Source organism: Actinomycetota bacterium, from assembly GCA_035540895.1.
GTDB lineage: Bacteria > Actinomycetota > JAICYB01 > JAICYB01 > JAICYB01 > DATLFR01.
Window position 1 is genome coordinate 1 of record DATLFR010000201.1, and the last position, 17,830, is coordinate 17,830.

The 17,830-nt window shown below is 70.0% G+C and carries 15 protein-coding genes; 13 read left to right on the forward strand and 2 right to left on the reverse strand.

Features of this window, described 5'->3' with window-relative positions:
* Positions 1-127 precede the first annotated feature (127 nt).
* A complete protein-coding gene (locus VM840_11330; protein ID HVL82167.1) occupies positions 128-1,489 on the reverse strand; it encodes an amidase in 1,362 nt (453 codons plus the stop codon).
* Positions 1,490-1,665: 176 nt separating this feature from the next.
* Between VM840_11330 and VM840_11335 the strand changes: the two genes are divergently transcribed.
* Genes VM840_11335 through ndk form a run of 3 tightly spaced genes read left to right on the forward strand, consistent with a single transcriptional unit; the run spans position 1,666 to position 6,027 of the window.
* Complete coding sequence (locus VM840_11335; protein HVL82168.1) at positions 1,666-4,296, forward strand: valine--tRNA ligase; 2,631 nt, start codon at positions 1,666-1,668, stop codon at positions 4,294-4,296.
* A gap of 2 nt (positions 4,297-4,298) precedes the next feature.
* Positions 4,299-5,615: a Mur ligase family protein gene (locus VM840_11340; GenBank protein HVL82169.1), complete on the forward strand. Its 1,317-nt coding sequence runs from the start codon at positions 4,299-4,301 to the stop codon at positions 5,613-5,615.
* Between the two features lie 4 nt (positions 5,616-5,619).
* The gene (gene ndk, locus VM840_11345; protein ID HVL82170.1) at positions 5,620-6,027 is read left to right on the forward strand and encodes a nucleoside-diphosphate kinase; all 408 of its coding nucleotides are present in this window, start codon (positions 5,620-5,622) and stop codon (positions 6,025-6,027) included.
* Between the two features lie 68 nt (positions 6,028-6,095).
* Here the strand turns inward: ndk and VM840_11350 are convergent, their stop codons facing one another.
* Entirely contained in the window at positions 6,096-7,571 is a 1,476-nt protein-coding gene (locus tag VM840_11350; protein ID HVL82171.1) for a choice-of-anchor P family protein, read from the reverse strand.
* 222 nt (positions 7,572-7,793) lie between these two features.
* On the opposite strand from VM840_11350, the gene VM840_11355 reads away from it, so the two are divergent.
* From VM840_11355 to proB, 10 genes are all read left to right on the forward strand, one after another.
* Positions 7,794-8,831, forward strand: coding sequence for a rod shape-determining protein (locus tag VM840_11355; GenBank protein HVL82172.1), 1,038 nt, complete (start codon positions 7,794-7,796; stop codon positions 8,829-8,831).
* A 108-nt stretch (positions 8,832-8,939) separates the two neighbouring features.
* Complete coding sequence (gene mreC / locus VM840_11360; protein HVL82173.1) at positions 8,940-9,809, forward strand: rod shape-determining protein MreC; 870 nt, start codon at positions 8,940-8,942, stop codon at positions 9,807-9,809.
* Positions 9,806-10,294 (forward strand): rod shape-determining protein MreD, encoded by a 489-nt coding sequence (mreD, locus tag VM840_11365; GenBank protein HVL82174.1) that lies wholly within the window; start codon positions 9,806-9,808, stop codon positions 10,292-10,294. Before mreC ends, mreD begins: the two co-directional genes overlap by 4 nt.
* A 34-nt stretch (positions 10,295-10,328) precedes the next feature.
* Positions 10,329-12,305, forward strand: a complete 1,977-nt coding sequence (gene mrdA / locus VM840_11370; protein ID HVL82175.1) for a penicillin-binding protein 2 — start codon at positions 10,329-10,331, stop codon at positions 12,303-12,305.
* Positions 12,305-13,480, forward strand: a complete 1,176-nt coding sequence (gene rodA, locus VM840_11375) for a rod shape-determining protein RodA (protein HVL82176.1) — start codon at positions 12,305-12,307, stop codon at positions 13,478-13,480. The genes mrdA and rodA overlap by 1 nt, the downstream gene beginning before the upstream one ends.
* A gap of 301 nt (positions 13,481-13,781) precedes the next feature.
* Positions 13,782-15,011: an Rne/Rng family ribonuclease gene (locus VM840_11380; GenBank protein ID HVL82177.1), complete on the forward strand. Its 1,230-nt coding sequence runs from the start codon at positions 13,782-13,784 to the stop codon at positions 15,009-15,011.
* A 48-nt stretch (positions 15,012-15,059) separates the two neighbouring features.
* Entirely contained in the window at positions 15,060-15,365 is a 306-nt protein-coding gene (rplU, locus tag VM840_11385) for a 50S ribosomal protein L21 (GenBank protein ID HVL82178.1), read from the forward strand.
* A 2-nt stretch (positions 15,366-15,367) separates the two neighbouring features.
* Entirely contained in the window at positions 15,368-15,625 is a 258-nt protein-coding gene (gene rpmA, locus VM840_11390) for a 50S ribosomal protein L27 (GenBank protein ID HVL82179.1), read from the forward strand.
* A gap of 67 nt (positions 15,626-15,692) precedes the next feature.
* The gene (gene obgE / locus VM840_11395) at positions 15,693-16,967 is read left to right on the forward strand and encodes a GTPase ObgE (GenBank protein HVL82180.1); all 1,275 of its coding nucleotides are present in this window, start codon (positions 15,693-15,695) and stop codon (positions 16,965-16,967) included.
* Positions 16,964-17,830, forward strand: an 867-nt coding sequence (gene proB, locus VM840_11400) for a glutamate 5-kinase (GenBank protein ID HVL82181.1), incomplete at its 3' end; no start/stop codon positions are given. The genes obgE and proB, both read left to right, overlap by 4 nt.

Consider the following 17,830-nt stretch of genomic DNA (forward strand, 5'->3'; position numbering starts at 1 on the left):
GTCGGGGGGTGGGGGGTGGTGCCCGCGCCGCTCGGCAGTCCTCGCTCCCTCGCCCCGCTGCGCGCGGCTCCGGTCGCTGCGGAACTCGCTCTCGGACACCACCCCCCACCCGAGAACCCGTGCTCCCTCAGTTGGGTGGGAGGTGCGTGTGGTGGTCGGTCGCTGCTTGGAAGGCCGCGCCGATCACGCACAGCGTCTCCTCCGTGAAGGGCGCCCCGACCAGCTGGATGCTCAGGGGGAGTCCTTCCGGCGTGTGACCGGCTGGCAGGGAGAGGCCGGGTAGGCCCGTGACGTTGATGGGTAGGGTGAACCGGGTCGCGCCTCCCGTGTGGGTGTCGAGCGTGCCTCCTTCCACCTCGATCTCGTACTCCTCAACGCCGGGGGCCGGGAAAGGGGTGGTCGGGACGAGCAGCGCGTCGGCGGAGGTGAGCAGCCATTCGAGGTCGCGGCGCAGCCTCTGCGCCGCCTCGCGTGCCGCGACGTACTCGGTGCCGCTGACCGAGGCGCCGAACCCGAGCAGCATGCGCGTCTGGGGCGTCACTCTCTCATCGGATACGAGGTCGGGGTAGCGGTGGGCCGTCTCGGCGAACAGCAACGGGAGGAACCGTTCGCGGGTGCCGTCCAGGTCCGGGCCCTCCACCTCGTCCAGCTCCAGGCCGAGGGAGGCGAACGTGGTCGCCGCCTCCTCGAGCGCCCGACGCACCTCCGGGTGCAGTAGGCGTGTGAACGAGCGCGGGATGGTCAGGCGCAGCCGTTCGACGCGTTCCGGCGGCAGCGGCGGCGTCGCCGCCACCGACCACGCGTCGTCAGGGTCGAACCCAGAGATGGCACGCCACACGATGAGGCAGTCCTCGGCCGAGGCGGCCAGGGGTCCGGCCGTGTCACACGACGGCGTCATCGGCATCATCCCGCGGGTCGAGATGGCGCCGTGGGTCGGCTTGAGCCCGGTGACCCCGCAGAACGACGCGGGGATCCGGATCGACCCCCCGGTGTCCGAGCCCATCGCCATCGCCACCACCCCCGCGGCGACGGCGGCTCCCGAGCCACCGGACGACCCCCCGGGCACGCGCTCCGTGTCCCATGGGTTGAGGACCGGTCCGAACGAGGAGATCTGCGTCGTCGTGCCGCAGGCGAGCTCGTGCTGGTTCGTCTTGGCGACCACCACCGCTCCTGCCTCCCTCAGCGCGTCGACGACGGCGGAGTCGCGGGACGCCACGCGGTCGTGGAAGGCGGCGCAGCACCCTGTCGTGGCCACGCCTCGAACGTCGTAGAGGTCCTTCACGGCCACCGGTACGCCGTGCAGTGGGCCCGCGGGGGGTCCAGCGTCGAGCTCGCGGGCCTCGGCGAGGGCCGCCTCGTCCAGGATCGTCGTGAAGGCGTTCAGTCGGACCTGGGCGGCGTGGGCGGACGCCAGGGCCCGCTCGGTCAGCTCGACCGAGGAGACCGCTCCGTCGGCGACCGCCGCTACTTGCTCGGCCAGCGTACGCACGGAGTGAGGGTAGCCGAGGCGTGCAGGTCTGGTGCTAGGCTTGGGACGTGATCGCCAGCACGCGCCACCACGGCCCCCTGGGCCCCCGAGTAGCCGGCTAGTCCCCGGCCGCTCCTGCGCGTCCCTCACCCGAGCCGGCCGATCCGTCCGTCCGCCCGACACTTAGGATGACCGCCATGACCGACCTGCCCAAGCAGTACGAACCCGAAGGCGTCGAGGGTCGCTGGTACTCCCGGTGGCGCGAGGCCGGGTACTTCGCCGGTCAGACGGGAGCCGAGGGGGAGCCCTTCTGCGTCGTGATCCCGCCCCCGAACGTCACCGGGATCCTGCACATGGGGCACGCGCTCAACAACACGCTCCAGGACGTCTTCGTCCGGCGCGCGCGGATGCAGGGACGACCCACCCTGTGGGTGCCCGGCACCGATCACGCCGGCATAGCCACGCAGAACGTCGTCGAGAAGCGCCTGGCGACCGAGGAGGGGCTGACCCGCCACGACCTCGGACGAGAGGCCTTCCTGGAACGGGTCTGGGCGTGGAAGGACACCTACGAGTCGCGCATCCTGGGACAGCTCGAACGTCTGGGGTGCTCGTGCGACTGGGACCGGACCCGGTTCACGATGGACGCCGACCTCTCGAGGGCGGTCCGGACCGTCTTCGTCCGGCTCTTCGAGGAGGGCCGGATATACCGGGGGAACCGCATCATCAACTGGTGCCCGAGATGCACCACCGCGCTCTCCGACATCGAGGTGGTCTACTCCGACCGGGACGGGGAGCTGGTCACGATCCGGTACCCGCTGTCCGACGGCTCCGGACACATCTCGGTCTCGACGACCCGGGTCGAGACGATGCTGGGCGACACGGGGGTCGCGGTCCATCCCCAGGACGACCGCTACCGGCACCTGATCGGGCGGACCGTCACGCTCCCTCTCGTCGGCCGTGAGATCCCGATCGTCGCCGACGAGGCGGTCGAGCCCGGGTTCGGGACAGGCGCCGTCAAGATCACGCCGGCCCACGACCCCACCGACTTCGAGATCGGGGAGAGGCAGGGTCTGGACCAGGTCAACATCTTCGACGGGCAGGCCCGCGTGAACGCCAACGGGGGACGGTTCGAGGGCATGGACCGCTACGAGGCGCGGAAGGCGGTCAGGGAGGCCCTCGCGGCGGAGGGTCTGATCGAGCGTGAGGAACGTCCGTACATCCATTCGGTGGGCCACTGCGAGCGCTGCCAGACCGTGGTCGAGCCGTGGCTGTCCGAGCAGTGGTTCGTGTCCATGCGCGAGCTCGCTGCACCTGCCATCGACGCGGTCAGGTCCGGACGCGTCCGGCTCATGCCGGAGAGGTTCACGAAGGTCTATCTGGACTGGATGGAGAACATCCGGGACTGGTGCATCTCGCGCCAGCTCTGGTGGGGACACCGGGTCCCGGTCTGGTACTGCCCGGACGGGCACGCCACGACATCGATCACGGACCCCGACGCGTGCGCGACGTGCGGGAGCCGGGAGATCACGCAGGACCCGGACGTCCTGGACACGTGGTTCTCCTCGTGGCTCTGGCCCATCTCGACGCTGGGCTGGCCGGACGACACCGACGATCTCCGGTACTGGTACCCGACCACCCTGCTGGTGACCGGCTACGACATCCTCTTCTTCTGGGTGGCGCGGATGATCATGGCCGGCCTGCACTTCGGCCGCGAGGTCCCCTTCGGCGACGTCCTGCTGACCGGTCTGGTGCGCGACTGGGAAGGCAAGAAGATGTCGAAGTCGCTCGGGAACCAGATCGATCCCTTAGACCTCATAGACAGGTACGGGACGGATGCGGTCCGGTTCACGCTCTGCCGGGCCATGACTCCCGGTACCGACATGAACCTCAACGAGGACTGGATAGAGGGGTCCCGTCACTTCGTCAACAAGCTGTGGAACGCGTCCCGGTTCGTCCTGCACCACGTGGGCGCGGAGCTGCCGCCGAGGCCGGAGGGTGAGCTGGACCTGGGTGAGCGGTGGATCCTGTCCCGGCTCGCCCAGACCCAGGCCGCGGTCGACGGTGCCCTCGACGCGTTCGAGACCGCCGAGGCGGCGCGCACCCTGCACCAGTTCGTGTGGTCGGAGTTCTGCGACTGGTACGTGGAGATGTCCAAGCTCGCCCTGGCCGACCCAGCCCGTGCCCCGGCCGCGAGGTGGGTGCTCCACCACGTCCTGGAGAGGACCCTGCGGCTGCTGCACCCTGTCATGCCGTTCGTGACCGAGGAGATCTGGCAGCGGCTCCCACGGGAGGACGGGTCCGTCCCCTCGATCATGCTCGCGCCGTGGCCGGGAGTCGAAGGCGCCCTCGACGCTGAGGCCGAGGAGGCGATGTCGCTCATGCAGGACGTCATCGTCGAGATCCGTCGCTTCCGCCACGAGCACTCGATCCCTCCGCGTGCCCGGATGGAGGCGGTGGCCGTCGCGCCTCAGCCGGCGGCCGGCCTGTTGGATAAGCACCGGGGCTGGGTCGAGTCACTCGCGTGGCTCGAGGCCCTCCGGGTTGACGGACCGATGCCGGGGCCCGGTTGGTCGCGCATCGTCGCCGGGCCCGCCGAGGTCTGGCTGCCTCTCGCTGCCGTCGGCGACGTGGAGGCGGAGCGGGCTCGGCTCCACAAGGCCATCGACGAGGCCGAAGCGAAGGCCGAGCGGTCCCGCGCCAAGCTCGCCGACGACGGGTTCGTGACCCGGGCCCCCGCTGAGGTGGTCCAGAGGGTGCGCGAGCAGCTGTCCGAGCTCGAGGAGAGGATCGCCAAGATGCGCGTGCAGCTGTCCGAGCTCGGCGGCTGAGCATGGACCTCGCGGGAGCCGAGGCTTACCTGGCCGAGCGGATCGGGCTGGGCATCCGGCCGGGCAACGAGCGGATCGCCGCTCTCCTGGAGGCGCTCGGGCGCCCCCAGGACTCACTGCGAGCCATCGCCGTCGCCGGCACGAACGGCAAGTTCTCGGTCGCGTCGATGACCTCTTCGGTGCTCGAGTCGCTGGGGCTCGTGGTTGGGCTGTACACGTCCCCGCATATCGGATCGGTCGTGGAGCGGATCCGTATCGCCGGCTCCGACGTCTCAGGAGACGCGTTCGGCGGCCTCCTGGCCTACCTCTCCCCGTACATCGAGCTGGTGGAGGCCGAGCGCGGGGACCGCCTCACCTACTTCGAGACCATCACCGCGATGGCCATCGAGGCCTTCTTCGACCGGGCCGTCCACGTAGCCGTGCTCGAGGCGGGCCTGGGAGGGGAGTGGGACGCGACGAACGTGGTGGATGCGGAGGTCGCGGTCGTCACCAACATCGGGCTCGACCACATCGTCGAGTTCGGAGGCGACCTGGAGCGGGCGGCCTGGGAGAAGGCGGGGATCGTGAAGGAGGGGGCGGCGGTCGTGACGGGGGTCACCCAGCCTGAGCTGTTGCGGGTGGTGGAGGAGCGGGCGCTCGAGCGAGCGTCCGGACCGCTGCTCAGGCTGGGGCGCGAGATCGAGATCGCGGAGCGCCACCCTGCCGTGGGCGGCCAGTCCTTCACCGTGCGCACGCCGCTGCGGGCGTACGAGGACCTGTACCTGCCTGCGTTCGGGGCTCACCAGGCCCTGAACGCGGCGTTGGCCGTGGCCGCCGCCGAGAGCTTCGCCGGCGCGGAGCTCGACCCGGAGGGCGTCGCGGCCGGTCTCGAGTCGGTGCGCCTGCCCGCTCGGGTGGAGACCGTCGCCCGTCACCCGCTCGTCGTCGTCGACGGGGGGCACAACATCGACTCGGCCACGGCCGTCCTCACCACCCTGACGCAGGAGCTGGAGCACGACCGTCTGCTGGTGGTGGCTGGGATGCTGGAGGACAAGCAGGTGGAGGAGGTCATGGGGATCCTCGCGGGAGCCGGCCAGGCCTTCTACCTGGCCGCGCCGTCGTCCGACCGGGCGGCTGACCCGTCTCGCCTGGCCGGCGGACTGCTCGACGCGGGTGTCCCGGGCGCGCGGATCGCCGTGCACGACCGGGTAGCTGACGCGATGTCCGAGGCGCTCGACGCGGCCGGGGAGGAGGACCTCGTCCTGGTGTTCGGCAGCTTCTACACAGCCGGGGAAGCCAAGGCGTGGTTGCGCGCGACGGGAAGGGTCGCTCAACGTTAGGGCTATGGAGAGGACACTGGTACTGATCAAGCCCGACGCCGTCAGGCGTCGCCTGACCGGAGAGATCATCTCGAGGCTCGAGAGGAAGGGCCTCACGTTGGCCGCAGGGCGCCTGTTCACGATGGACGAGAAGCTGGCCAACGAGCACTACGCCGAACACAGCGAGAAGCCGTTCTTCGGTGAGCTGGTCGCCTTCATCACCTCGGGACCACTGATGGCCCTCGCGGTCGAGGGTCCGGACGCGGTCAAGGTGGTCCGCACCCTCATGGGACCCACCGACCCCGTCGAGGCCCCCCCGGGCACGATCCGCGGGGACCTGGGGATCGTCATCACGGAGAACCTGGTTCACGGATCGGATTCGACGACCTCCGCGGCCCGGGAGGTCGAGCTCTTCTTCCCGGACCTGCACTGACCGGAATCGGAGCGGGGGCCCCCGAAGGGGCCCCCGTCCGGTCTCCTCGCCGAAGCTGATGGATCGAGTTACCGGACCCGACGCCTCAGCGTCAGGGCGCCGGCGGCGAGCGCTGCACCCGAGATCATCGTCGCGACCGCAGGGGCGCCGGTCCGCGGCAGCTGGGCCGGAGCGGCGAGCGCGGCCGGGGCCGCACCGACCGCCGTGCTCACGGTCGGGTCCACGACGATCCTGACACCGAGCGACTGGCCCGGGAGCAGCCCCGCGAAGGGGGTGCCGGCCAGGTTGGCCCCCGACGGGACCCGCGGCTCGATGGTCGCGATGAAGGCCGAGACCTGCTGGGAGGCGGAGCTCCCGTCGGCTGCCGCCGTCGACCGGCTCGTGTCGCAGAGGTCCACCGTGACGCCGGCATCCGCGAGGACGCTGTCGACCTGGCTCTTCAGGAAGGCCACCTGGTCGGCGCCCGGCACCTGGACGGCCTCGCCGTTCAGGTACACGTGCGTGCCGTCGAGAGCGATCCCGTTCTCGCCACCGACCCGCAGATCCGCGATCGTGCAGGCAGCGGCGTTGCGGGCCGTGCCCGCCTTGCCGGCCGCCTCGGAGTGCGCGGACAGGTCGATCAGGCCGGCGGAGAGGAACCCGTCGAGGACGTCCACCGCCTTGATGGTCGACTGCGAGTCCGCGGAGGAGAGGGAGGCGCCCTTCTGGGCGGTCGTCGTCGCCGCGACACCGCGGATCTCGGCCATCGTGATCCCGTCGCCCAGCGGGTTGGGGATCGCGGGCAGGGAGATGGTGTCCACCAGGGCTTCCGCGTCGGTCACGACCGGCTCCAGCGGGGTGCCGGCAACCACCGGCGCCAGGACCGCCGAGAGCTCGTCGGCCGCGCCGGCGATCGTCTCGTTGGCGTCGGTGACGGAGCCGTTCACGACCCCCAGGACCGTGTCGATGACCTCCTTCAGCTCGGGGGCCATCGCCGCGATGTCGGCGAGGCTCGACGAGACCGAAGCCAGTGACGCGTCACCGACGACGGACGGCCCGGTGGAGACGCTGGCCGTCAGCTGGCCGACCGTACCGCGGACCAGGTCGAGCCCCACGGACGGGATCTGGTCCCCCGGGAGGCTGAACGCCTGCGTCGTGTTCGAGTTGCTCTGACCGACCGCGTCGGCCGAGACGGACCCGAGGTCCTTGCCCCACGCGCCCGGCGTCTCGCCCACGCTGCCGAGCACCGAGAGAGCCTTCGTGAGGCTGCTCGACGCGTCCGACGACGTGCGCACGAAGTACTGGTCGATCACGAACGGGAACTGAGCGACCGGGAGGCCGAGCTGGTTCTTGGCCGCCTCGGGCACCGATGCCCACGCCGTGTTCAGATTGCCCTTGACCTCCGCGGGGAGCCCGCTGAGGTCGACGATGATCCGCAGCGCGTGGCTCTCGCTGCGGGCCTGGAACGACTGCAGGTCTGCGCTCGCCGGGGAGGCGAGGAACGGACCGAGAACGAGCGCTGCAGCCATCGTGGCCACCGCACCCGCTGTGAGCTTGCGCTTCATGACAACCCCCTTGCTTCGGACTGAAGACCTGTTGCTTCCTGACAACGAGCCTTGGGTGCCCTAGGGAACGGCTCGGGTGCGGTATCGGCTCCGTCCGGGGTACTTTGAGGACGGTTTCGGGGTAGTCACTCCGATTGGTCCGTATCCCTCAGGCCCTTTGACCGGGGCCCAAGGGTGGGGGAGAATGGTCGGCGCACTCCCCTCACCACCGAGAGGTTCCCCATGCTTGAAGACGTCTGGCAGTACCTGGGCCGCGATATGGCCGTCGACCTCGGCACCGCGAACACGCTCGTGTACGTGCGCAGCCGCGGGATCGTCCTCAACGAGCCGAGCGTCGTGGCGGTCAACCAGAAGACGGGGGCGATCCTCGCCGTGGGGGCCGAGGCGAAGCGCATGGTCGGCCGCACGCCCGGTCACATCTCCGCCATCCGTCCGCTGAAGGACGGCGTCATCGCCGACTTCGACGTCACGGAGAAGATGATCCGCTACTTCATCGCGAAGGTTCACCAGACCCGGAAGTGGCTCGCCAAGCCGCGGATCGTGATCTGCGTCCCGTCGGGCATCACCGGAGTCGAGCAGCGTGCGGTGGAGGAGGCGGCGGCGTCGGCGGGAGCCCGGAAGGTGCACATCATCGAGGAGCCGATGGCCGCGGCGATCGGCGCCGGGCTCCCTGTCCACGAACCGACGGGGAACATGGTGGTCGATATCGGGGGAGGCACCACGGAGGTAGCCGTCATCTCCCTCGGAGGCATCGTGACCGCTCAGTCGATCCGGACGGGGGGCGACGAGCTCGACGACGCGATCATCCAGTACATCAAGAAGGAGTACTCCCTCATGCTCGGGGAGCGGACCGCCGAGGAGATCAAGATGGCCATCGGGTCCGCCTTCCCCCTACCCGAGGAGCCTCGGGCCGAGATCCGCGGTCGCGACCTGGTGACCGGGCTCCCGAGGAACATCATCATCACAGCCGAGGAGACGCGTCGCGCGATCGAGGAGCCGGTCTCGACGATCGTGGACGCCGTCAAGACGACCCTGGACAAGACACCGCCGGAGCTCGCCGCGGACATCATGGACCGCGGCATCGTGCTCACCGGTGGCGGGGCATTGCTGCGAGGACTGGACGAGAGGCTCAAGCACGAGACCGGGATGCCCATCCACATCTCGGAGAACCCCCTGCACGCCGTGGCGCTGGGCGCCGGGAAGTGCCTGGAGGAGATCGAGTCCCTCAAGAACGTCCTCATCACCTCCACCCGCCACTAGGAGGTCGTCGCCCCGGCACGGGGCGGCCGCGACGCGCTCCGGCGACGCGCAGGAGATCCGATATGCAACCAGGTGCGCTCGACGAGCGGCGCGGGAGCGCATAGCCGCATGTGGAGGAGGACCACCAGACACAGGTCCGTGGTCGCCGCGGTCCTGGTCGCGACCGTCGTCGTCCTGACGCTGGATTTCCGCACCGGCCTCATAGACGGGATGGGCGGCGTGGTGTCCGAGATCGTGAGCGTGTTCCAGGCCGGCGTGCGGACGGTCGTCCGTCCCATCGAGGGTGCGGTGGGGGGCGTGCGCGGACTGGGCTCCCTGCGCCAGGAGAACGAGGAGCTGCGCCAGGAGAACATCCGTCTCCGCGACCAGGCGGCCAGGTTCGAGGGCGTGGCCCGGGAGAACGCCCAGCTGAGGCGCCAGATGGCCCTCGAGGATGCGATCGGCATCACCGGCGGTACCCGCGCCCGCGTCATCGCCGCGTCACTCTCCTCGCTGGAGCGGTACCTGGAGATCGACAGGGGAGCGGCGGACGGTGTCGAGGTGGGGACGGCGGTCCTGGCCCCCGAGGGCCTCGTCGGGCGCATATCGGAGACCTCGGCCCGCTCGTCGCGGGTCCAGCTCCTGACGGACGCCCAGTCCGCCATCGGGGTCAAGATCGACCGGAACGGGGAGACGGGCGTCGTCACGGGCATCGGCGGCAACCGCCTGAGGCTCGAGCTGGTGGACCGCACCGCGCTCGACCGCGGCGCCCTGCGGGTGAACGACATCCTGCTCACCTCGGGCTACCAGGGAGGGGTCTTCCACTCCAACATCCCGGTGGGTGTCATCGAGGAGGTGGATCCGTCGCCGCGGGGGACGACCTATCGGATCACCGTTCGCCCGCTGGTCCGGCTCTCCCGTCTGGACATCGTCACGGTCGCGCCCAAGCCCGCGGTGGTTGCGGCCACCCCCGGTCCCGATGCCCAGCGCACGCGATGAAGCGGTACGGGATCTACGCTCTCGCCTGCTTCACCGCCATCCTGTTGTCGAGCGAGCTCGCGTTCAGCCTGCCGATCGTCGGAGTTGGTCCCGACCTGGTCATCGTCGTCCTCGCCACCTTCGCCATGGCCGAGGACCCCAAGACCGCCGCGATAGCGGGGTTCGCGACGGGACTCGGCAGGGATCTCCTGATCTCGTCTCCCGCTGGGCTGTCCGCGTTCGCGTACTCGATCACCGCGTACTCGGTGGCCCTCGCGGGTACCGCCCGGGGGGTGTGGACCTATCTCGGCCTGATCGCCGGGGCGACCTTCGCCTCACACGCCCTGTTCGGCTTCGGCTCCATGCTGCTCGGCCAGGACATGTCCGGCACCCCCCTGGCGCGTGTCGTGCTCGTGACCACGGGCTACAATTCTCTCCTCGCCCCTCTCCTCATGCCCCTCCTTCGCAAGATCGCGCTCGCCGAGCGTCCAGGGGGCGCGGAGTGAGGACGGCGTCCCGGACCCGCGAACAGAGCGACCGATGAGCAACCACCTCCTCAGATCCCGGCTGTCCGTGATCCACCTGCTGACCGTCTCCCTGCTCGTCACGCTCGTCGCGCGCCTGCTCTTCCTGCAGGTCCTCGCCGGACCGCAGCTGCGAGAGAGCGCCGAGCGGACCTCCATCCGTCTCATCTACTCGGCCGCTCCCCGCGGCTTCATCTTCGATCGCGACGGCGACGCGATCGCACGGAACCGGACGGCCGTCACGGTCGCCATCGACGTGTCGGTCCTGCCGGCCGACCCCGCCATCCGGGACCGTGTCCTGCCCGCCCTGGCCAAGGTGCTGGACATGGACGAGTCAGACGTCCGCGACGTCGTTGAGGACCCGCAGCTCGGGTACTACGAGCCCCGCCCGCTCGCCGTGGACGTCCCGATGGAGAAGGTCGTGTACCTGCTCGAGCACCAGGCGAGGTTCCCGGGGATCAGCGCCCTCGAGATCCCGGTGCGGGAGTACCCGAACGGCGTGCTGGCCGCCCACGTGGTGGGACACGTGGGACGTATCAATGCGCAGGAGCTCGAGGAGCGGCAGAAGGCGGCCCCCGATGCCGACGACGAGGACGCCGTCCGGCGGCGGTACAGGGCGAACGACCAGATCGGGAAGATCGGGGTCGAGCGCGTCTACGAGGACTGGCTGCGGGGGACGCCTGGGCTGCAGAAGATCGCCGTGAACGTGCGCGGGGAGCGGGTCCAGCAGCTGCGCCACCTGCAGGCCGAGAGGGGGTGGGACGCCGTCCTCACCCTGCAGGACGCGGTCCAGCAGGCCGCCGAGGAGGGCCTCCTCCGAGGTACCGAGATAGCGCGCCGCATCATGGACCCCGACACCGGTGAGAACTACAAGGCTCCCGCGGGAGCGGTCGTGGCCCTCGACCCCCGGGACGGCGAGGTGCTCGCGCTCGCTTCCTATCCGACGTTCGACCCCAACCTATGGGTGGGCAAGGTGCCCCAGGAGGAGATCGATCGGATCAACGACCCCGAGTCGCACCAACCGCAGTTCAATCGCGCCATCTCGTCCACGGTCGCGCCGGGATCGACCTTCAAGCCGATGACGCTGGCCGCCGCCTGGGAGGCGTCGTTGGTCGAGCCCGAGTCGACCTTCAACTGTCCGGGGTTCTTCCAGGTCGGGACGAGGCGCTTCCGTGACTGGGATCCGAAGGGGCACGGGCAGGTCGGGCTGACCAGGTCGCTGGTCGAGTCGTGCGACGTCGTGTACTACACGATCGGCGTCGAGATGAACGAACGCCGCCAGGAGATCGGCGAGCACCTGCAGGAGACGGCCAGGAAGTTCGGGTTCGGTACGAAGACCGGGATAGACCTCCTCGGGGAGCGGGAGGGGCTCGTGCCGGGGGAGCAGTGGAAGCAGGAGAGGTTCAGCTACGCCCAGCCCTACGACCGCAGATGGTTCCCGGGTGACGCGGCGAACCTCGCCATCGGTCAGGGCTTCCTCCAGGTGACCCCCCTGCAGCTCGCGGTCGCGTACGCCGCTCTGTCCAACGGCGGCCACCTGGTGCGTCCGCACGTCATGCGGTGCCTGTCGAAGCTGAACGTCAGCGAGCTCCCCGCCGACCCCTGCCAGGCTCCGGACTCGATCGTCCCCGACGCCGCCAAGCCGCGAGCCGAGCAGAGGATCCGGCTGAACCCGACCGCCCTCGAGTTCATCTCCCAGTCGATGGAGGGGGTCGGGCTCGGAGAGGGCACCGCCGCGGCCGTCTTCGCCGACTTCCCGTTCGACCGGGTGACGTTCGCGGGCAAGACCGGGACGGCGCAGGTGGCCAAACGGCAGGACTTCTCGTGGTTCGCCGCGTTCGCCCCCGCGCGCGACCCGGAGATCGTCGTGGTCGCCATGGTCGAGGAGGGCGGGACGGGTGCGCAGATCGCCGCTCCCATCGTGAAGCGGGTCCTGGAGGCGCATTTCGGACTCGAGCCCGGGAACTTCTCGGCCGGAACGAGGGCCGACTGATGGCGCTCACCACGCCGAGGACGCTGGGTGGGCGTAGCGCGGCCGCGATCCGCCACATCGACCTCGTCTCCCTGGGCGCGGTCGCCGCCCTCGTCATCATGGGACTGCTCGCGGTGTTCACGGCGACCGTGGATCCCGACAACCCGGGGCGCGGGATCCTGCAGGCACCCAGCGAGCTCTTCAATCGGCAGCTCGTCTTCTGCGTCATCGGCGCCGTCACGCTCATCGTGGCGATCGCGTTCGACTACCGGATCTTCAAGGTCTACGCGGGCGTCATGTACATCGTGACCGTGCTGCTGCTCCTGGTCGTGCTGACCCCACTCGCGGAGAACGTGAAGGGGTCGCAGCGCTGGATCTCTCTCGGCGTGCTGAAGCTTCAGCCCTCGGAGCTGGCCAAGCCTGTCCTCATCTGCATGCTCGCCGCGTACATCTCCGAGCGGCGAGGCTTCCTCGAGCTGCGCGACGTGTTCAGGTGCATCGGCCTCACGGCTCCGTTGGCGCTGCTGGTCTTCCTGCAGCCCGACTTCGGAACCATGCTCGTCCTGGCCTTCATCCTGCTCGTGATGCTGGTGATCGGGGGTGCGGACTGGCGCCAGCTGCTCGTCATCTTCGCCATCGGGGTGATCGGGGTCTTCGGCCTGTTCAAGCTCGGGATCGTGCACGACTACCAGGCGGCACGACTGAAAGCGTTCCTCGACCCTGACGCCGACCCCACCTCCACCGGCTACAACTACCGGCTGACCAGACAGGCGATCGGAAACGGGGGGCTGACCGGGACCGGCATCCTGCCCGAGAGGGACGTCCTCTCGCTCACCACCAACCTCGAGTTCGTCCCCGAACGCCACACCGACTTCGTTTTCACGGTGATCGCCGAGCAGATGGGCTTCTTGGGGGGAGCGACCATCCTCCTGCTGTACGGGGTGCTGTTCGTGAGGGGGCTGCGAGGCGCCGGTCAGGCGCGTGACCTCTTCGGGACGGTGCTGGCCACCGGGATCGTCGGGTACCTGACCTTCCAGGTGTTCGTGAACATCGGGATGACCGTCGGTCTCGTCCCGATCACCGGCATTCCCCTGCCCTTCGTGTCGTACGGGGGCTCGTCGCTGGTCTCGTCTGCCCTGTCCCTCGGCATCCTGCTGTCCGTTCAGATGCGCAGGTTCGCCCGTCCCATCGGGTGAGGGCCGCGGGGAGGCTCCCGGGGGGTGCTATGCTGAGCCGGTCTTTGCAGCATCCGGTCCGCCCGTACCTGGACGGTGACCCGCGATGCGAGCGGCCCGACGGGGACCTCCGCCAGGCGTATCCGCCGCAGACGTCCCGACCTCCGGTGCCGTCGTCGGCGTCGCGTCCCGCGCCGGGGTGGCGGTTATCGAAGGCAGGAGCGCCTTGAGCACACAGTCACACCGTGGCCGCCGTAGGGGCGGCCAGCGGCGACGTCCGCCGCGTCGTGCGCCCACTCCCCGTCCCCCGGCCGACCGCGTCATGCTCGTCGGCGGCTCCGTCGAGCACGCCCATGTGGCGGTCCTGGAGGACGGCGACCTCGTCGAGCACTACGTCACCCGCAAGTCCCGGCCCTCGCTGGTCGGCAACGTGTACCTGGGCCGGGTGCAGAACGTGCTGCCCGGGATGGAGGCCGCGTTCGTCGATATCGGGCAGCCGCGCAACGCCGTCCTGTACGTGGGCGAGCTGATCGGGGAGGAGGAGCTCGAGGGCGGACAGCAGCCACCGCGCATCGAGCAGGTCCTGAGGTCGGGCCAGCAGATCCTCGTCCAGGTCACGAAGGACCCGATGGGCACCAAGGGAGCCCGCCTCACGACGATGGTCTCCCTGGCCGGGCGGTACCTGGTGCTCGTCCCGAACGGGACGGGGTACGGGATCTCGAAGAAGCTCCCGGACGACGAGCGCTCACGCCTCCGCGATATCGCCCGGTCCATACGCCCGGACGGGTACTCGCTCATCGTCCGGACCGCCGCCCAGGGAGCCCAGGCCGATGAGCTCCAGAGGGACCTGGACCGCCTGGTCCGACTCTGGCAGGAGATCGACAAGAGGAGGGGTGGCAAGGCCCCGGTGGAGATCTACGTCGAGCCCGACCTCGTGATCCGCGTGGTCCGCGATCTCTTCGGGAAGGACTTCGGGAAGCTCGTGATCGAGGACCCCGACGTCCACGACCGGGTGATGAAGTACATCCAGGCCGTCGACCCTGACCTGGCTCAGCACGTGGAGCTGCACCAGGGCCCCCTCTCGATGTTCGACACCTACCACGTCACCGAGCAGCTCAGGAAGGCGCTCGAGCGCAAGGTCTGGCTCCCTTCGGGGGGCTACATCGTGGTCGACCGCACCGAGGCGTTGACGGTCGTGGACGTGAACAGCGGGCGGTACGTCTCGGGGAAGACACTCGAGGACACGGTCGTGAAGGTGAACCTGGAGGCGGCCGAGGAGGTCGTCCGCCAGCTGCGGCTGCGCGACATCGGCGGGATCATCGTCATCGACTTCATCGACATGCTGAAGGCCCAGAACCGTGAGGAGATCCTGCGCGCCTTCCGCGAGGCACTCGCCAAGGACAAGACGAAGACCCAGGTCATCGGGATCTCGCCCCTCGGGCTGGTGGAGATGACGCGGAAGAACGTCTCGGAGGGTCTGGTGGAGGCGCTCTCGACCCCCTGTCCGACGTGCGAGGGCCGCGGCGTGGTGATCGAGGGAGATCTCGCCTGACGTGGTAAGATTTCCGGCGCAGTTGTCCGTTCGCAGGAGAACCCAACCATGTACGCCATCATCCGCACGGGCGGGAAGCAGTACCGGGTCGCCCAGGGCGACGTGATCACCGTGGACCGGCTCCCGGCCGACCCCGGCGCGTCGGTCTCGTTCGCGCCCCTCATGCTCGTGGACGGTGGCGACGTGAAGGCCACCCCGGCCGACCTCGACGGCGTCGCGGTGACGGGCGAGGTCGTACAGCACGGCAAGGGCCGCAAGATCAAGGTCTTCAACTACCACGCGAAGACCGGTTGGAAGAAGACGAAGGGCCACCGTTCGTACCAGACGACGGTGAGGATCACGGGGATCGGTTAGCGATGGCTCACAAGAAGGGCGGCGGGTCCTCCCGCAACGGCCGCGACTCCAACCCGAAGTTCCTGGGCGTCAAGGCGTTCGGGGGCGAGACGGTCAAGTGCGGCAGCATCATCGTCCGCCAGCGCGGGACGAAGATCCACCCCGGGCTGCACGTGGGGCGGGGCGGCGACGACACCCTGTACGCGAAGGCCGCAGGGCAGATCCGCTTCTACGATTCCAACGGGCGCAAGTACGTGACGGTCGAGCCGTCGCCGTCGTAGCGGCCGGCCCTCGTACGACCCATCCGACCGACGGGGCCTCCGAGGCCCCGTCTCCCATCTACCCCCGATGAGCACAGGGTTCGTCGACGAGGCAACCATCTGGGTCCGCGCCGGAGACGGTGGGGACGGGTCCGCCTCGTTCCACAAGGAGAAGCATCGCCCGAAGGGGCGTCCGGACGGCGGGGATGGCGGCAAGGGGGGCTCCGTGTACCTGGAGGCCGACGCCAACCTGCATACGCTGGCCAACTACCGGTTCCGGCGCATGCACCGGGCGGAGAGCGGGTCTCGCGCGTCGGGCAACGGACGCCACGGCGCCAGCGGCGGGGACCTCGAGCTCCCCGTCCCGGTGGGCACGGTGGTCCGAGACCACGCGACGGGGGACGTCCTGGCCGACCTAGCGGTCGCGGGAGCCCGCTACGAGGTGGCCCGCGGGGGACGCGGGGGCCGAGGCAACATAGCGCTGGCGTCCGCCGCCAACCGCGCCCCCGACTTCGCGGAGCGCGGAGAGGACGGGGAAGAGGTCCAGATCGACCTCGAGCTGCGTCTCGTGGCCGATATCGGCCTGCTCGGCTCCCCGAACGCCGGGAAGTCCACCCTGCTCGCTTCGCTCAGCGCCGCCCGCCCGAAGGTGGCCGACTACCCCTTCACGACCCTCGAACCCCACCTGGGCGTGGTCGAGCGCGCGGACCGCCGCTTCGTGATCGCCGATCTCCCCGGCCTGATCGAGGGAGCGGCCGAGGGCCGCGGGCTGGGAACCCGCTTCCTGCGCCACACGGAGCGCTGCGCGCTCCTCGCCGCGGTGGTCGACCTCTCGGTCGCCGACCCCGTGTCCGAGATCGAGGCGGTGGTGTCCGAGGTCCGGGCGCACGACCCCGGGCTGGCTGAGCGGGTCCGGGTGGTCATCGGGACGAAGACCGACCTGGAAGGAGCCGGCCGCGGGGCGGACGAGGTCGCCGCCTGGGCGCGAGAGCGCGGGATCGCCGCGGTCACCGTCTGCGCTCCGCTGGACGAAGGGCTCGGCCCGCTCCTCGACGTCCTCGAGGCGGAGGTCGCGCGGGCCGAGCGCGAGCGGCCCCCTGCCGAGACCTTCGCCCTGTACAGGCCGGTGCGGGCCGACCACGTGAGCGTGCAGCGCGAGGGCGGCGCCTTCCGGGTGACGAGCGCCCGGGTGGAGCGCCTGGTCTCGATGACCCCGCTCGCCAACCCGCGCGCGGTGAGGCACCTGCAGAGGAGGCTGTCCAGCCTCGGCGTGAACCGGGCGCTCGCCGAAGCGGGAGCCGCCGAGGGAGACGAGGTGCGCATCGGGGAGGCCGAGTTCGAGTACCACCCGGACGGATCATGAGCCGGTCGAAGCTCTCGGACGCGCGGCGCGTCGTCGTGAAGGTCGGAACCTCCTCTCTCACCGACCCCGAGGGGCACCTGGACCGGGCCCGGGTGGAGCGGTTCGCGAACGAGCTCTGCGACCTCGCAGACGCGGGGCGAGAGCTCGTGTGCGTCTCCTCTGGTGCGATATCGGCGGGGCTCGGCCCCCTCGGCCTCAGCCGCCGCCCCACCGACACGCCCACCCTCCAGGCCGCCGCCGCCGTGGGTCAGTCCCACCTCATGGACGCATACGCCTCAGCCTTCGAGGCGCGCGGACGGGCGTGTGGCCAGGTCCTGCTGACCAAGGCGGACATCACGCACCGCCACGCCTACGTGAACGCGCTGAACACCTTCCGCCGGCTGATCGCGCTGGGAGCCGTGCCGGTGGTGAACGAGAACGACACCGTCGCCACCCATGACATCCGCTTCGGGGAGAACGACCTGCTCGCTGCGCTCGTCGCGAACCTGGTGGAGGCGGACGCCCTCGTGCTGCTATCGGACGTCGACGGTCTGCACGAGGGGGTGGACGGCCCGCTCGTGACCGAGGTGGAGGCGATCACCCCCGAGGTCGAGAGGCTGGCTGCGCCTTCACGCCCCGGACTGGGTTCGGGGGGCATGCCGACGAAGCTCGCTGCGGCGAAGGTGGCGGCTGCCTCGGGGATCCCGGTGGTGATCGCCCGCTCCGGACCCGGCGTCCTCTCGCGGGTGCTGTCGGGTGGCCCCGAAGGGACCCTCTTCCACGCGGCACCCGCGAAGATGGCCAAGCGCAAGGCATGGATAGCGTTCGCGGCCACGCCGCGCGGCCGCATCGTCGTGGACACCGGGGCGCGCCGGGCCCTGGTG